The sequence below is a fragment of the Paraburkholderia sp. GAS82 genome (assembly GCF_050436285.1).
In the GTDB taxonomy this organism is placed as follows: Bacteria; Pseudomonadota; Gammaproteobacteria; order Burkholderiales; family Burkholderiaceae; genus Paraburkholderia; species Paraburkholderia phenazinium_B.
Genome location: NZ_JBNDLX010000002.1, coordinates 70814 through 85080 on the forward strand (window position 1 = coordinate 70814; position 14267 = coordinate 85080).

The 14267-nt window shown below is 61.3% G+C and carries 13 protein-coding genes; 5 read left to right on the forward strand and 8 right to left on the reverse strand.

Features of this window, described 5'->3' with window-relative positions; all coding sequences use genetic code 11:
* Positions 1-48 precede the first annotated feature (48 nt).
* A complete protein-coding gene (locus P3T17_RS06660; protein WP_429405604.1) occupies positions 49-987 on the forward strand; it encodes a glycoside hydrolase family 6 protein in 939 nt (312 codons plus the stop codon).
* 6 nt (positions 988-993) lie between these two features.
* On the opposite strand, the gene P3T17_RS06665 is transcribed toward P3T17_RS06660, so the two are convergent.
* Positions 994-1893 (reverse strand): LysR substrate-binding domain-containing protein, encoded by a 900-nt coding sequence (locus P3T17_RS06665; protein WP_074266474.1) that lies wholly within the window; start codon positions 1891-1893, stop codon positions 994-996.
* A 104-nt stretch (positions 1894-1997) separates the two neighbouring features.
* Here P3T17_RS06665 and P3T17_RS06670 point away from each other — a divergent pair, with 104 nt between their 5' ends.
* Both P3T17_RS06670 and P3T17_RS06675 read left to right on the forward strand, forming a co-directional pair.
* Complete coding sequence (locus tag P3T17_RS06670) at positions 1998-3281, forward strand: MFS transporter (protein WP_429405606.1); 1284 nt, start codon at positions 1998-2000, stop codon at positions 3279-3281.
* A 184-nt stretch (positions 3282-3465) separates the two neighbouring features.
* On the forward strand, positions 3466-3714 hold the full coding sequence (locus P3T17_RS06675; protein WP_429405607.1) for a hypothetical protein: 249 nt from the start codon (positions 3466-3468) through the stop codon (positions 3712-3714).
* On the opposite strand, the gene P3T17_RS06680 is transcribed toward P3T17_RS06675, so the two are convergent.
* A complete protein-coding gene (locus tag P3T17_RS06680) occupies positions 3696-4658 on the reverse strand; it encodes a helix-turn-helix domain-containing protein (RefSeq protein ID WP_429405608.1) in 963 nt (320 codons plus the stop codon). The genes P3T17_RS06675 and P3T17_RS06680 overlap by 19 nt on opposite strands.
* A 122-nt stretch (positions 4659-4780) precedes the next feature.
* Here P3T17_RS06680 and P3T17_RS06685 point away from each other — a divergent pair, with 122 nt between their 5' ends.
* Positions 4781-5299 carry a cysteine hydrolase family protein gene (locus tag P3T17_RS06685; RefSeq protein WP_429405609.1) on the forward strand — a complete coding sequence of 173 codons (519 nt, stop codon included), beginning with the start codon at positions 4781-4783 and terminating at the stop codon, positions 5297-5299.
* Between the two features lie 94 nt (positions 5300-5393).
* Here P3T17_RS06685 and katG read toward each other — a convergent pair whose 3' ends face one another.
* The 5 genes from katG to P3T17_RS06710 form a co-directional block, all read right to left on the reverse strand.
* On the reverse strand, positions 5394-7574 hold the full coding sequence (gene katG, locus P3T17_RS06690; protein ID WP_429405610.1) for a catalase/peroxidase HPI: 2181 nt from the start codon (positions 7572-7574) through the stop codon (positions 5394-5396).
* A 205-nt stretch (positions 7575-7779) separates the two neighbouring features.
* Positions 7780-8220: an ester cyclase gene (locus tag P3T17_RS06695; protein ID WP_429405612.1), complete on the reverse strand. Its 441-nt coding sequence runs from the start codon at positions 8218-8220 to the stop codon at positions 7780-7782.
* Between the two features lie 122 nt (positions 8221-8342).
* Complete coding sequence (locus P3T17_RS06700; protein WP_429289251.1) at positions 8343-9230, reverse strand: LysR family transcriptional regulator; 888 nt, start codon at positions 9228-9230, stop codon at positions 8343-8345.
* A 101-nt stretch (positions 9231-9331) separates the two neighbouring features.
* Positions 9332-10087, reverse strand: coding sequence for an aldolase (locus tag P3T17_RS06705; RefSeq protein WP_429405613.1), 756 nt, complete (start codon positions 10085-10087; stop codon positions 9332-9334).
* A 40-nt stretch (positions 10088-10127) separates the two neighbouring features.
* Positions 10128-10898 (reverse strand): SDR family oxidoreductase, encoded by a 771-nt coding sequence (locus P3T17_RS06710; RefSeq protein ID WP_429405616.1) that lies wholly within the window; start codon positions 10896-10898, stop codon positions 10128-10130.
* A gap of 293 nt (positions 10899-11191) precedes the next feature.
* Here P3T17_RS06710 and P3T17_RS06715 point away from each other — a divergent pair, with 293 nt between their 5' ends.
* Complete coding sequence (locus P3T17_RS06715) at positions 11192-13003, forward strand: IlvD/Edd family dehydratase (protein WP_429405618.1); 1812 nt, start codon at positions 11192-11194, stop codon at positions 13001-13003.
* A gap of 55 nt (positions 13004-13058) precedes the next feature.
* Here P3T17_RS06715 and P3T17_RS06720 read toward each other — a convergent pair whose 3' ends face one another.
* The gene (locus tag P3T17_RS06720) at positions 13059-14207 is read right to left on the reverse strand and encodes an iron-containing alcohol dehydrogenase (RefSeq protein ID WP_429405620.1); all 1149 of its coding nucleotides are present in this window, start codon (positions 14205-14207) and stop codon (positions 13059-13061) included.
* Positions 14208-14267: the final 60 nt, after the last annotated feature.

Sequence of the window (14267 nt, forward strand, 5' to 3'; positions counted from 1 at the left end):
CGCTGTCCGCGGCGGTCGCCGCCCGCTGCCACCTCTCTGCGATTAAAAATGAAAAAACGCTTCGCGCAAGTCCTTGGTATGGCGTTGGCCACCCTGTTCGTCATGGGACAGACGTGGGCCGCCGGTTCGTTCTACGTCGATCCCAACTCCCAGCCGGCCGTATGGGCTCGCAATCATGCGGACGATCCGCGCGCGGCAAAAATCACCGAGTCGATCACACACGTGCCTACCGCCCAATGGTTCGGTAGCTGGAACAAGGACGTTCATGCGGCAGTAAGTCAGTTCGTGGCTGCCGCCGACGCGGCACATCAGGTGCCAATCCTCGTCGCCTATAACATTCCCAACCGCGACTGCGGCGGCGCGTCTGCGGGCGGAGCCGCGGATGCCGACGCCTATCGCGCATGGATCGACGCGTTCTCGCAAGGCATAGGCAAGAACCAGGCGGTCGTTGTTGTCGAACCGGATTCTCTGGCGCAGTTCGACTGCCTGAAGACGACCGACGCACAGGACGCCCGCCTGAACCTGCTGAGCTATGCGGTATCGCGCTTGCGGCTCAACGCACCGGCAGCCGACATCTACCTTGACGCCGGCAATGCTCACTGGACTGCCGCGGATGTCATGGCGAACCGTCTGCACGATGCAGGCATCGGCGAGGCGAAGGGGTTTGCATTGAACGTGTCGAATTTCTACCCGACTCAGGAATCGATCGCGTATGCGAACGCAGTGAATGGCGTTTTGGGGAGCAGATTCGGCTATACGAAGCCAGTTGTGATCGACACCAGTCGCAACGGCAACGGTTCAAATGGCCAGTGGTGCAATCCGGCCGGCGCGAAACTGGGCGAGCCGACCGGCGACACAACAGGTCAGATCCTGCTTGCCTGGATCAAGAACCCTGGCGATTCCGACGGGCCTTGCGGCGTTGGACCGACTTTGAAAGCGGGGGTATTCAGCCCCGATCTGGCAGCGCGGTTGATTGAGGGAAACTGACAAGCCCTACCGCGTCCCCAACTCCCGCGCCAGCGTCATGAACAACGCCTCCTGCGGCGACAGCTTGCCGGCGCGCAGCACCATCCACATGGCGGAGCGCGCGGCTTTCCCACGTAGCGGCCGGTATGCCACGCCGTCCACATTGATGCTGCTCAGAGAGGCCGGCACGATCGCCACCCCGAGCCCGGCCGCCACCAACGCCACGATGGTGGCCGACTCCCGTGCCTCCTGGGCAAGCCGCGGCGCGAACCCCGCTTGCTGACACAACGCGATGATCTGGTCGTACACCCCTGTGCCACGCTCGCGCGGATACATCACGAAGCCCTCGTCCTTCAGGGCTTCGATGGAAAGCGCACTCTCCCGCGCGGCGAGCGGATGCTGCGCGGGCAATACGACCACGAGCGCATCCTCGAAAAGACGCGTGACTTGCAGCGACGACGGCAAATCCGGCGATGTCATGCCGCGCACAAACGCCACCTCCAGCCGCCGCTCCAGCATCGCCGTCAACTGCTGCTGAGTGGTCAGTTCTTCAAGCCGTAAGTGCACCTCCGGCAGGCGGCGGCGGAATTCGAAGATCAACTTTGGGATGACCGAGCCGAAGGCAGCCGAACCGGTAAAGCCGACGCGCAGCTCACCGAGTTCGCCCAGCTGGGCCCGCCGCGCCACCTCACCCGTGCGCTCCGCCTGCGCCACGAGTGCGCGCGCCTCGGGCAACAGCGCCTTGCCGGCGGCCGTCAATTCCACGCGCCGGTTGCTGCGGTCAAACAGGCGCGCACCTAGTTCGTCCTCCAATACGCGGATCTGCTGGCTCAGCGGAGGCTGCGCGATGTTCAGGCGTTGCGCTGCCCGCCCGAAATGCAACTCTTCGGACAGCACGATGAAATAGCGAATGCGGCGGAGATCCATGATATCGATTATGTATCAATTCCAGTTGAATCGATATTGGACTATGGAACGAGCCGGCGTCATTATTCAGTCTTAAGGAAATGGCACATGGAGTTACTGGAATCATGGGAAAGAACAACGTCAATCTGCTGACGCCCAATACGATGGCCGCGACGGTGGCCACGGGCGAGGCGCCTCTTACCCGCGGGCCAGCCGGCAAAATCGAGCACGGCACGCCGGCGTTCTGGCAAACCAATTTCGCCCTGTTCGCAGCCGGCTTCGCGACTTTCGCCCTGCTGTACTGCGTGCAGCCGCTGATGCCGCTCTTCTCCGCAGACTTTCATGTCAGCGCTGCAGGCGCGAGCCTCTCCCTTTCGCTGACCACTGGGCTGCTCGCGGTCACCATGCTCGTGGCAGGCGCGCTGTCGGAGGCATGGGGCCGTAAGCCGATCATGGTCGCCTCGCTGATGCTCTCGGCGGTGCTCACCGTCGTCTGCGCCGCGGTGCCGCACTGGCCGACTTTCCTCGTCATGCGCGCACTGATGGGGGTCGCGCTCAGCGGCCTGCCGGCGGTCGCAATGGCTTATGTCGGCGAGGAGATGCATCCGCGTTCACTCGGTCATGCGATGGGGCTGTATGTCGGCGGGACCGGCCTGGGTGGCATGGCCGGCCGTCTGTTGACCGGCGTCATAACCGATGTCTGGGGATGGCGTTCCGCGGTGCTGGTGATCGGCGTGCTGGGCATACTGAGTGCCGCCATTCTGTGGCGCTTCCTGCCGCCCTCGCGCCACTTCGAGAAGCGGGAACTCCGCCTTGCGCCTCTCGCAAGAGCCTTTGGCACTCACCTGCGCGATGGCGTTCTGCCGTTGCTGTTCGTCGAAGGCTTCCTGCTGATGGGCAGCTTCGTCACCGTGTACAACTACGTCGGCTATCGCCTGATTGCCGCTCCGTTCTCGTTGAGCCAGACGAAGATCGGCCTGATTTTCGCGGTGTATCTGTTCGGTATCGTCAGCTCGGCCTGGGTGGGTAGTCTCTCCGGCAAGCTCGGAAGGCGGACTGTGTTGCCCGCCACGCTGATACTGATGCTCGCGGGAACGGCCATGACGCTGTCGAACCAGCTCTGGCTCATCATCCTCGGAATCACCGTTTTGACGATCGGTTTCTTTGGCACGCACTCGATTGCCAGTGCGTGGGTCGGCGCGCGAGCGCAGGTCAGCAAGGCACAGGCATCGTCGCTGTATCTGTTTGCGTACTACCTGGGGTCGAGCGTGGTCGGATCGCTCGGCGGGGTGTTCTGGAATCTGCGTGGATGGCACGGCGTCGTTGCAATGGCCAGCGCGCTGTTGCTGCTCGCGATCGTTATCGCGCTCTGGCTCTACCGCACGCCAACGCAACCCGCACAACGTTAGGTTCCTGTCCCGAACGAGGGAAAAAGGGCGTAAGCCAGGCCGCACTATTTCATCTGTAACGGAACTGATCACGTTTGATTGCCGACTTGGCTGAAGAGATCGTGGGACCCGTGCTAGCATTTCCCCACTCTCGTCGCGTTGTCGTTCGAGTGATCTAAATTTCGTTGTGTGTCTGGAGGTTGTCGTGGCGTTGGAACATCGTGGCTTTCGAGTAAATGTTGACGTGGTACCGGATGAACTCGGCGTGCAGTGGATTTGTCGGGCGCTGATCGAGCGCATTGATGGCGATAGCGAAAAAGGCGCGCCAATCGGCCCCGAACTGACCATTCCTCGAGTCAAGATCGATCCGCTGATGGCAATCAGCACCCTCGAGCACAGGTCCACGCTGTTGATCGACGAATTCTGCGAGCAGGGTCAAGCAGTAGCGTCCTGACCCTTGAAACTCTGCCGCCACACCGTTGGCGAGACACTAAACGCTCGCCTGAAGTGAAGCCGCAGCGACTCCGGCGATCCGAAACCGGCAAGCACCGCAATCGCGTCCACTGAGTGATCGCTGGTCTCCAGCAATCGCTGCGTCAAGGCCAGTCTCTCGTTCAGCAGCCACTCACCGACTGTCATGCCGGTCAGTTGCCGGAATTGCCGGGTGAAGGTACGGCGAGTCATCAATGCCTCGCCGGCGAGGCTGTCCAACGTGTGCGCTTCGTCCAGCGTACCGCGTACCCGATCGATCAGCCCTGACAGCCGCGATTCTCTCGCGGTTGCCGGCATAGGCTGCTCGACGAATTGCGCCTGGCCGCCCTGACGATGCGGCGGCACGACGAGGCGTCGCGCGAGGCTGTTGGCAGACTCGGTCCCGTAACGCTGGCGCACCATGTGCAGACAGCAGTCGATGCCCGCAGCAGTGCCCGCGGAAGTCAGCACGTTGCCGTCCTCCACATACAGCACATCGGCGTTCACCGTGACCATGGGGTAGCGTTGCGCGAAATCGCGCGCATACGCCCAATGCGTCGTAGCGCGACGTCCGTCCAGCAGTCCCGCTTCCGCCAGCACATAAGCGCCGAGACAGAGGCCGACAATCTGTGCACCTCGTCGCTGTGCAGCGACCAACGCCTTAAGAAGCGGTTCTGGCGGCCGTTCCTCGATGTCACGCCACGTCGGAACGATGATCGTATCCGCCGTCCTTAAAGCGGACAAACCGTGACTTACGCCGAGGGAAAAGCCAGCCGTCGTATTGATAGCACCGGGCTCGGCTGCGCAAACCTTGAATTTGACAGGTGGCAGGCCCGGATGAGGCTCACCGAACACAACACAAGGTACGGAGAGGTGAAACGGACTGATCCTGTCGAACGCCACGACGGCGATGATAGGTTGGGACATGGATGCACCTGACGACGAACCCGCAATGGCCCGATCTTACCGGATATTGTCATGACGGCCACTTCCGTTGAAAGGCCGGATGGCGAAGAATGCATCTATTCCGACCTCACCTGGAGCCCATCGTGTCCAAACAAGCGTTGATCGTCATCGACCTGCAGAACGATTACTTCCCTGAAGGCAAATTCCCGCTATGGAACGCCGACGCCACTCTGGCCAAAACCGAAACTGCGATCGCGCAGGCCCAGGCGAAGGACATTCCGGTCGTTCTGATCCAGCACGTTGCTGACAAGACCAAGGGTACTGCACCGTTCTTCAACGAAGCGACGCCAGGCGTCGAAATTCATCCACGCATACTCGCAGCCGCGCCGGATGCACCTGTCGTCATCAAGTCTTTTGCTGACGCGTTCCACCGCACGACACTCGAGGAAACGTTGACGCGACTGGATGCCGAAGAACTTCTGATCTGCGGAATGATGACGCAGAATTGCGTCACGCACACGTCGATCTCGAAGGCAGCGGAGAAGTATTCCGTGAAGATTCTGGCCGATTGCTGCACAACCGTAACCGAGATGATTCACCTGATCGCGCTTAGCGGTGTATCGACGCGTGTTGAATTGATGCAAGCGAAGGACGTGCTCTGACAGGGCCGCGTTGCCGCGCAAAAAAAAGCGGCCGGTCACAGCGACCGGCCGCTTCACACTTCAGCTTAAGAACTTTAAAACCTGACCGCCAGGCTCAAGCAAGATCAAAGCGGTCACTGTTCATCACCTTGTTCCAGACCGCGACAAAGTCATGAACAAACTTCTCCTGCGCGTCCGCGCTCCCATAGACTTCGGAGAAAGCCCGAAGCTGCGAGTGTGAGCCGAAGATCAGATCGACACGTGTACCGGTCCACTTGAGCGCACCCGTTGCACGATCACGACCTTCGAACACATCGTTAGCGTCCGATACTGGCTTCCACTCCGTGCCCATATCGAGCAGATTGACGAAGAAGTCGTTGGTCAGCGCTTCCGGACGCTTCGTGAAGACACCATGTTGGGTCTGACCGAAGTTGGTGTTCAGAACACGCATCCCGCCGAGAAGCACCGTCAGTTCCGGCGCGGTCAGCTTCAGCAATTGCGCCTTGTCCACCAGCAGCGCTTCGGCTGTGACCGTGTATTTGCCCTTCAGATAGTTGCGGAAACCATCGGCAAGCGGTTCGAGCACCGCGAAAGCATCCACATCGGTTTGCGCCTGTGACGCATCCGTGCGGCCCGGTGAAAACGGAACCTTCACGTCATGGCCGGCATTCTTCGCCGCCTTTTCGACGCCGGCACAACCGGCCAGCACGATCAGGTCGGCGAGCGAAACCTGCTTGCCACCCGCGTGTGCGCCGTTGAACTCGCGCTGGATACCCTCGAGTGTTTCGAGCACCGTCGCCAGTTGAGCCGGCTGATTGACTTCCCAGTCTTTCTGCGGCGCGAGACGGATTCGAGCACCATTTGCACCGCCACGCTTGTCCGAGCCGCGGAACGTCGACGCCGATGCCCAGGCCGTCGAAACCAGTTGCGACACCGGCAGCCCTGAAGCGAGGATCTTGCTCTTGAGCGCGGCGATGTCCTGCTCATCGATCAAGGGATGATTGACCGCAGGCACAGGGTCTTGCCAGAGCAGCTCTTCTTTCGGCACTTCCGGACCGAGATAACGTGCGAGCGGCCCCATGTCGCGGTGCGTCAGCTTGAACCAGGCTCGCGCAAACGCGTCGGCCAACTGGTCCGGATTTTCGAAAAAGCGCCGTGAAATTTTCTCGTAAGCCGGATCGAAACGCAGCGCGAGGTCCGTGGTCAGCATGGACGGCGCACGCGGCTTTGACGGGTCCTGCGGATCGGGCACCGTACCCGCGCCTGCATCGCCCTTCGGCTTCCATTGATGCGCACCGGCCGGGCTCTTCGTCAATTCCCATTCGTAGCCGAACAGATGCGTAAAGAAGTCGTTGCTCCACTTCGTCGGCGTAGTGGTCCAGGTGACTTCCAGACCGCTGGTGATAGCGTCACGGCCCTTGCCGTTGCCGTAGGCGCTCTTCCAGCCAAACCCCTGCTGCTCGAGCGGGGCCGCTTCCGGCTCGGGGCCCACAAGCGTCGCATCGCCTGCACCGTGGGTTTTACCGAACGTATGGCCGCCTGCGATTAGCGCCACCGTCTCTTCGTCGTTCATGGCCATGCGGGCAAACGTCTCGCGAATATCGCGGGCGGCCTTGAGCGGATCGGGGTTGCCGTTCGGGCCTTCCGGATTGACGTAAATCAGGCCCATCTGAACGGCGCCAAGCGGGTTTTCGAGGTCGCGGTCGCCGGTATAGCGCTTGTCGTCGAGCCACTTGGTCTCAGTGCCCCAATAGATGTCGTCATCCGGTTCCCACGAGTCCTCGCGGCCACCGGCGAAGCCGAACGTCTTGAATCCCATCGACTCCAGCGCGACGTTGCCCGTCAGGACAATGAGGTCGGCCCAGGAGATTTTTTTGCCATATTTCTGCTTGACCGGCCAGATCAGCCTGCGCGCCTTGTCGAGGCTCACGTTGTCAGGCCAGCTATTGAGCGGCGCAAAGCGCTGCTGACCACCGCCGGCACCGCCACGGCCGTCGGCAATGCGGTAGGTGCCTGCGCTATGCCATGCCATGCGGATAAACAAAGGTCCGTAATGGCCGAAGTCCGCCGGCCACCAGTCCTTTGAATCGGTCATTACCGCGAGAAGATCTTTCTTGACGGCCGCCAGATCGAGACTCTTGAACGCTTCAGCGTAGTTGAAGTCCTTGTCCATGGGATCGGACAGGGACGAATGCTGGTGCAGGATCTTCAGGCTTAGCTGATTGGGCCACCAGTCTCGGTTCGACGTGCCGCCACCAGCGGTGTGGTTGAACGGGCACTTCGTTTCAGTCGACATGCGCTTTCTCCTTGAGATCGTTTTCACTCAACTGCTCGGCTAAGCTTCGACTACTCAACCCAGTTTAGCGTTCGGGCGCGCACTGCGAGTATTAATTCTTCCAAACGGACTGATAGCCGAAGCAGCGACGGTTTGAAGGTGCAGGTGCAGCAAAATTCCGGCGTCAATCTCGAGACATCGCCCGCGCCCAAGGTGTCAATACGGCTCAACCGCCCGGAACGCCCTGAGGAAATGCACCGAGCTGCCTGAATACCGAAAGCCAGTCTTCGATATGCCAGGTCTTGGCGACCAGGCCATCGCGGATTTCATGAAAGGAATGAATCGCAAATTTCACTGGCTTTGCGGTTGCCTCGATACCGAGCAGCTTGCCTGACTGCGTGCCGCTCACTTCCGCCCGGACGGCAACGCGATCGCCATGAATGAGCACGTCCAGCAGCTGAATCGACATGTCGGGCAACGCGCTGTCGATCCTTGCGAAGACCGTGGTCATCTGATCCGGTCCCGGCTGGGCACCTGCAGGCTCGGGAATGTACTCCCAATCGGCAGCGACCACCTGACGCAATAACTCGACGCTCCTGCGCGAAAACGCATCGTAAAGCCGAGCGATCAGGTCCCGGGTTGCCTGCTCATCCAAAACGGTATTCATGGTGACGCCTCCGGGCGACGAGAGTCTCGATTGATCACTGAAACGGAACACACCTGATGCACTATGCAGCGCTCTCCATAAGATAGCGCAATCTGGTCGTCGACGTCACAGTGCGCCGCGCGCTACGCTGTGGGTGCGCTTGCGCGGGCAATCTCGAGAATCAGCGAGGTCATCGCCGAAAGCGGCCGGCCGCGCCGGGTAATGGCGACGATACGCCGGCGCATCACAGGCTCCTCGATCGGAATACGTTTGAGTTCGTATTCGCGCAGCAGCTTTTCAGGAATCAGACTGGGCAAGATGCATTGACCGTTGGTCAGCGAAACGAGTTTGAGCATCGCATCCACCGTTTCGACTTCAGCCGCGACAGTGGCATTGAAAGCCCGGCTATGCAGCATGCGGCGCAACGCATAGCCCGCGGGAAAGACGACCAGCGGAGGGGTCTCTTCGTTCAACGAGACACTGGCGAGTGTCGCAAACCGCGAATTCTCGTGCACCACGAAACTCATTTCCTCCTCGAACAGCGGAGTGATTTCCAGCTCGTCGGAGGCGACCGCTGAATCGTAGACGAAGCCGATCTCCGCGCGGCCCGCCTCGACCAGTTCGACCACGCCGGGCGAGCTGCGTCCGAGCAATGCGACGTTCGCTTTAGGCCGCTGCGCCATGAATCGCGCCACCACCTCGGCCATGAAGTAGTAGCTCAGCGTATGAATGGTGGCGACGTTCAGGCTGCCGGCGGTCACGCCGTGCTGGTCGCGCAACTGTACCAACGTGCTATCGACCAGCTGATACGCCGAGGATGCAGCCTCCAGCAGTTTCTGTCCGGCCTCGGTGGGCTCCACGCCACGCCCGTGCCGCACGAAGAGCGGCTGACCGATGTAGCTCTCGAGGCTCGAAAGCTGCCGGCTCAGACCCGATTGCGTCAGCGATAGCGCCTCGGCCGCAGCGGACAGCGACTTGCTGTTAGCGATCTCAACAAACAGGCGCACCTGGTGATCGACGTTGGCTTTCATTCGGTCTTCCTGGCATTGCGTGCGGCTGAACGGCGCCGCAACCTTTAAGCGATTCGCGCTTCTCCTGCCGGCACTATGCCACGCCTAATGAAACCACCCGCTCACACCCGGTCCGCCTGACGGCACCAGTAATCGAACGTGCCCTTCACGATCGATGGCTTCAGCAGATAATCGTGTGCCTCGGCTGCAAGGTCGTCGGGTACCGGCGTAATCGGGCCAAACACGCGCGCGCGCACTTGCATGCGAGCTGCCCGCTCCAGGTACACAGCGAGATACGTAGCCTCTTCGACGTACGCACCCGTCGTGAGCTGGCCATGATGAGCCAGCAGAATGCAACGCTTGTCGCCGAGCGCCTTCGAAATGATCACCCCTTCCTGATCGGCGATCGGTACACCGGGCCAGTCGGCCAAAAACGCGCAGTCATTATGCAAGGGGGTCATGTCCATCTGCGCGATCACCAGCGGCTGACGCGCTGCGACCAACGCGGACACATAAGGCGAATGCGTATGGATGATCGCATTCGTCTGCGGCCGCGCTTCGTAGACCCACAGATGAAAACGCGTCGCGGGATTGGCCATTCCCTTGCCGCTGATCGTGTTCAGATCGGCATCGACCTCGATGAAATCGTCGGGCGTCGCTTCATCGAAGCCCAAGCCGAAACGCAGCGTCCAGTAGCATTTCGGCTTGTCCGAACGAGCCGTGATCTGCCCGGCCAGTCCCGCTTCCTGACCCGTCATCGCGAGGATGCGACAGGCGTACGCCAACCTCTCCTGAATCGTCCGGTCCTGCGGCTTCAGGTTCTCTTTCATTTCCTGAGTCGCACGCTCGTCGAAATACTGCTTTGCTCGCAATTCCATGACTGCCTCCGTTACCCGAACTCCGCCAGCCGTCTGAACCTCAAACGCCTTTGATTTCGCCGCCATCCATCCGCAACGCCGAGCCCACCATCCAGCGGCCCGCTGGCGACAGCACGAACGCCATCAATTCCGCGATGTCCTCAGGATTGCCGTAACGCGTGATGCCGACTTGCGCCGGAAACTTCTCGAGCGCTTCTTCCAGCGTCATACCGTGAGCCGGCGCGTACTTTTCCATATACGTACGGCGACGATTGGTCATCACCGGGCCGGGCAGCACACTATTCACCTGCACGCCGTCCGCAATGCCGCGATCTGCGAAGGCCTTGGCCATCGCGACGATCGCCGCGTTGACTGTCCCAACCGCGCCGTAACCCGACTTCGGGGCCTGGGCCGAATTTCCCGATGTGAAAATGACCGAGCCTTCCGACTTCTTGAGCGACTCCCACGCGTGAACCGCGAGCCGCCGCGCGCCATGCAATTTCAGCGCAAAACCGTCGTCCCACTGCTCGTCCGTCATGTCGAGCACATCGATCTGAGGAACCGCGCCGGCGATATTCACCACCGCATCGATACGCCCGAACTTCGCCAGCGTCTGATCGACGGTTTCCTTCGCGGCGGCCGGTATGCGCAGGTCCGCGCCCAGCGGCAGCGGTTCGGCCCCGGCGGCGCGCACCGCCTCGGCAGTCTCTTCCAGCAACTCCGTGCTGCGGGCCACCAACACAAGGCCGCCAAAGTCTTTAGCGAGGCGAATTGCAGTTGCCCGTCCGACCCCACGGCTGGCCCCAGTTACGATCGCGATACGATTGCTCATGTCGAATTCCTCCGGTTGGTTTAACGCGTTTCATTGCGCCGTCACGTCTCGGCGCTTGAGACCAGTATCGGACAAGGAGCCATGACGAGCTATGCAGTTGGGTTCATACCTGCTATGACAGACCGACCCGGCCGTCCACGTGATTCCCAGGGTTTTCCGAAAGACACGGCCCGGCCCGATGCGCTCCGGGCCCAATGCGCTCTAGAATGGCAATTCGCCTTCCCGTATGGCGGTTGCGCTGCTCAGAGGGCGCCTATATCCACAAGCCTCCACAAGCCGAACGGAATAACAGCATGTCAAACCACTCATCCCCCGACAGTCCTCAGAATGGTTCACCGTCACGCCTGCGCAGCCGCCGCTGGTTCGACGATCCCGCCGATCCGGGCATGACGGCGCTGTATCTCGAGCGCTACATGAACTACGGGATTACCCGAGAGGAGCTGCAGTCGGGCAAACCGATCATCGGGATTGCGCAGACAGGGTCGGACCTTGCGCCATGTAACCGCCACCATCTCGAGCTGGCGACCCGTGTGCGCGACGGCATTCGTGACGCCGGCGGCATCCCCCTTGAGTTTCCGGTCCATCCGATTCAGGAGACGGGCAAGCGCCCCACTGCCGCGCTCGACCGCAATCTGGCGTACCTCGGCCTCGTCGAAATCCTGCACGGCTATCCCATCGACGGTGTCGTCCTCACCACCGGTTGCGACAAAACCACGCCGGCGTGCCTGATGGCGGCGGCGACCGTGAATATCCCGGCCATCGTGCTCTCGGGCGGCCCGATGCTCGACGGCTGGTGGCACGGCAAGCTCGCAGGTTCCGGCACGGTCATCTGGGACGCGCGCAAGCGCCTCGCCGGCGGAGAGATCGACTACGAGGAATTCATGAACATGGTGTCCTCGTCGGCACCCTCCGTCGGCCATTGCAATACGATGGGCACCGCCCTGTCGATGAACTCGCTCGCCGAAGCATTGGGTATGTCGCTGCCGGGCTGCGCGGCGATTCCGGCGCCACATCGCGAGCGCGGCTGGATGGCGTATCGCACGGGCAAACGCATCGTCGAGATGGTCGCGGAGAATCTGCGCCCGTCGGATGTCATGACCAAAGAGGCTTTCGAAAACGCGGTGGTGGCCGCCGCCGCACTTGGTGCATCGTCAAACTGTCCGATCCATATGGTCGCGATCGCCCGGCACATGGGCGTCGAACATTCGCTCGACGACTGGCAACGACTGGGACCAGACGTTCCGCTGCTGGTCGATTGCCAGCCGGCCGGCCGCTTTCTGGGCGAAGCATTCCATCGCGCAGGTGGCGTCCCCGCCGTGATGCGCGAGCTGCTCAACGCGGGCAAGCTGAACGGCGACGTACGTACGGTTTCCGGCCGCACGCTTGCCGAGGATCTCGCGGAAGTCGTCGAGCCCGATCGCGAAGTGATCCGCAGCTACCAGCAGCCGCTCAAGGAAGCAGCGGGTTACGTGGTGATGTCCGGCAATCTGTTCGACAGCGCCGTGATGAAAATCAGCGTGATCGACCAGGCGTTCCGCAAACGCTTCCTCGCCGATCCTGAGCATCCCGATGTGTTCGAAGGGAAAGCGATCGTATTCGAAGGGCCGGAGGACTACCACGCGCGCATCGAAGATCCGCAACTGGGCGTCGACGAGCGCTCTATCCTCGTGATTCGCAACTGCGGGCCGGTCGGTTATCCGGGCGGTGCCGAAGTGGTCAACATGCAGCCGCCTGCGGCGTTGCTCAAGCAAGGCGTCGACACGCTGCCGACTCTCGGCGACGGCCGTCAAAGCGGTACCTCGGCCACGCCTTCGATTCTCAACGTTTCGCCGGAAGCGGCAGTCGGCGGCGGGCTTGCGTTGCTGCAAACCGGCGATCGGGTCCGCATCGACCTGAACTCGCGCAAGGTCGACGTGATGATCCCGGAGAGCGAACTGGCAGCACGCCGCGCCCAGTGGAAAGCGCCTGTTCTGCAGAACAAAACGCCGTGGGAAGAGATCTATCGCAGCATGGTAGGTCAGCAGGCGAGCGGCGCATGCCTCGAGCCGGCAACGCTGTATCTCAACATCCTGGAAACGCGCGGCGAATCGCGCCATAACCACTGATAAGGACGCGCCGATACGGCTACCAGCAAGCAGTCGTGCCGGCGCACCTTCTTCTTTAGAACCCCTGGAACGACTCTTCGAGCATGGCCCGATAGTCCGCAGGGCTTGCCTCGCGCGGATTGGTCTTGTGACTATGATCGGCGAGTGCGCCTTCGATAATCCTGTCGAACTGCTCGCGCTCGACCCCAAGCGTCGACAAACGAGTCGGCAGCCCCAGGTCGGCCGTCATGCGCTCAATCGCGCTTTCTACGTTCGCTGGCGATTCCAGCCCCATTGCGCCCGCTAACCGCACCATTTTTCCTTCGTCCTGGACTGTAGCGGCCTCGCGATTAAAGCGGATCACGGCGGGAAGAAAGATCGCGTTCAACGTTCCGTGATGCAGTTTCGGATTGATGCCGCCCAGCGAGTGGCTCAGGCTATGGACACATCCCAGCCCTTTCTGGAAGGCAAGCGCTCCCTGCAATGAAGCGCTCATCATGTTCAGACGTGCGGTGACGTTGCTGCCGTCACGCGTTGCAATCTCGATGTGACGCCATGCGCGCCAGAGTCCGTCGAGGGCGATGCCATCGGCAGGCGGGTTAAATGCGGGCGACAGGAAGGTCTCGATGCAATGGGCAATCGCATCCATTCCCGTTGCTGCGGTGAGTTGCGGGGGCAACCCTAACGTGAGTTGCGGATCGCAGATTGCGGAACGGGGCACGACGTAGGGGGAAATAATGCCGAGCTTGCGGCCGTCATCGAGAATCAGGATGGCGCCACGCCCCACTTCGCTGCCGGTGCCGGCAGTCGTTGGGAGTGCGATAACCGGCGCCGTAGCCGCTGTGATGCGCTGCAAGCCACCTTCGATAAGCGCGAACTGGCGCAAAGGCCCTTCGTGGGTCGCGCACACTGCGACGCCCTTGGCCAGATCGATCGAACTGCCCCCTCCTACCGCGATGACGCCATCGCACTGATTCTCCTTGTACATCGCGACAGCGGCCCGCACAGCCCGCTCGTTGGGGTTCGGAGGGGTGTCCAGAAAGATGGAGGGTTCGTTATCCGCTCGAAGAGCAACGAGCACCTTGTCGATGAGGCCCGCGGCTTTCACGCCCGCGTCGGTGACGATCAGAGGACGTTTGATGCCGATCCGTGTGCATTCGTCAGGCAGTTTCGCAATCGCGCCGAAATCGAACTGGATCTGCGTGATGTAATTGATGAGCGACATGGATCGGAAGCCTCCAGAGTGGGGTTCGTGGCGACCGTCGGCACGGGATGAACAACGCGG

What these genes read in the sequence shown, in the direction of transcription:
- P3T17_RS06660 (WP_429405604.1), top strand. Translation starts at nt 49, where the DNA reads ATGAAAAAACGCTTCGCGCAAGTCCTTGGTATGGCGTTGGCCACCCTG.
- P3T17_RS06665 (WP_074266474.1), bottom strand. Translation starts at nt 1,893, where the DNA reads ATGGATCTCCGCCGCATTCGCTATTTCATCGTGCTGTCCGAAGAGTTG.
- P3T17_RS06670 (WP_429405606.1), top strand. Translation starts at nt 1,998, where the DNA reads ATGGGAAAGAACAACGTCAATCTGCTGACGCCCAATACGATGGCCGCG.
- P3T17_RS06680 (WP_429405608.1), bottom strand. Translation starts at nt 4,658, where the DNA reads ATGTCCCAACCTATCATCGCCGTCGTGGCGTTCGACAGGATCAGTCCG.
- katG (WP_429405610.1), bottom strand. Translation starts at nt 7,574, where the DNA reads ATGTCGACTGAAACGAAGTGCCCGTTCAACCACACCGCTGGTGGCGGC.
- P3T17_RS06695 (WP_429405612.1), bottom strand. Translation starts at nt 8,220, where the DNA reads ATGAATACCGTTTTGGATGAGCAGGCAACCCGGGACCTGATCGCTCGG.
- P3T17_RS06700 (WP_429289251.1), bottom strand. Translation starts at nt 9,230, where the DNA reads ATGAAAGCCAACGTCGATCACCAGGTGCGCCTGTTTGTTGAGATCGCT.
- P3T17_RS06705 (WP_429405613.1), bottom strand. Translation starts at nt 10,087, where the DNA reads ATGGAATTGCGAGCAAAGCAGTATTTCGACGAGCGTGCGACTCAGGAA.
- P3T17_RS06710 (WP_429405616.1), bottom strand. Translation starts at nt 10,898, where the DNA reads ATGAGCAATCGTATCGCGATCGTAACTGGGGCCAGCCGTGGGGTCGGA.
- P3T17_RS06715 (WP_429405618.1), top strand. Translation starts at nt 11,192, where the DNA reads ATGTCAAACCACTCATCCCCCGACAGTCCTCAGAATGGTTCACCGTCA.
- P3T17_RS06720 (WP_429405620.1), bottom strand. Translation starts at nt 14,207, where the DNA reads ATGTCGCTCATCAATTACATCACGCAGATCCAGTTCGATTTCGGCGCG.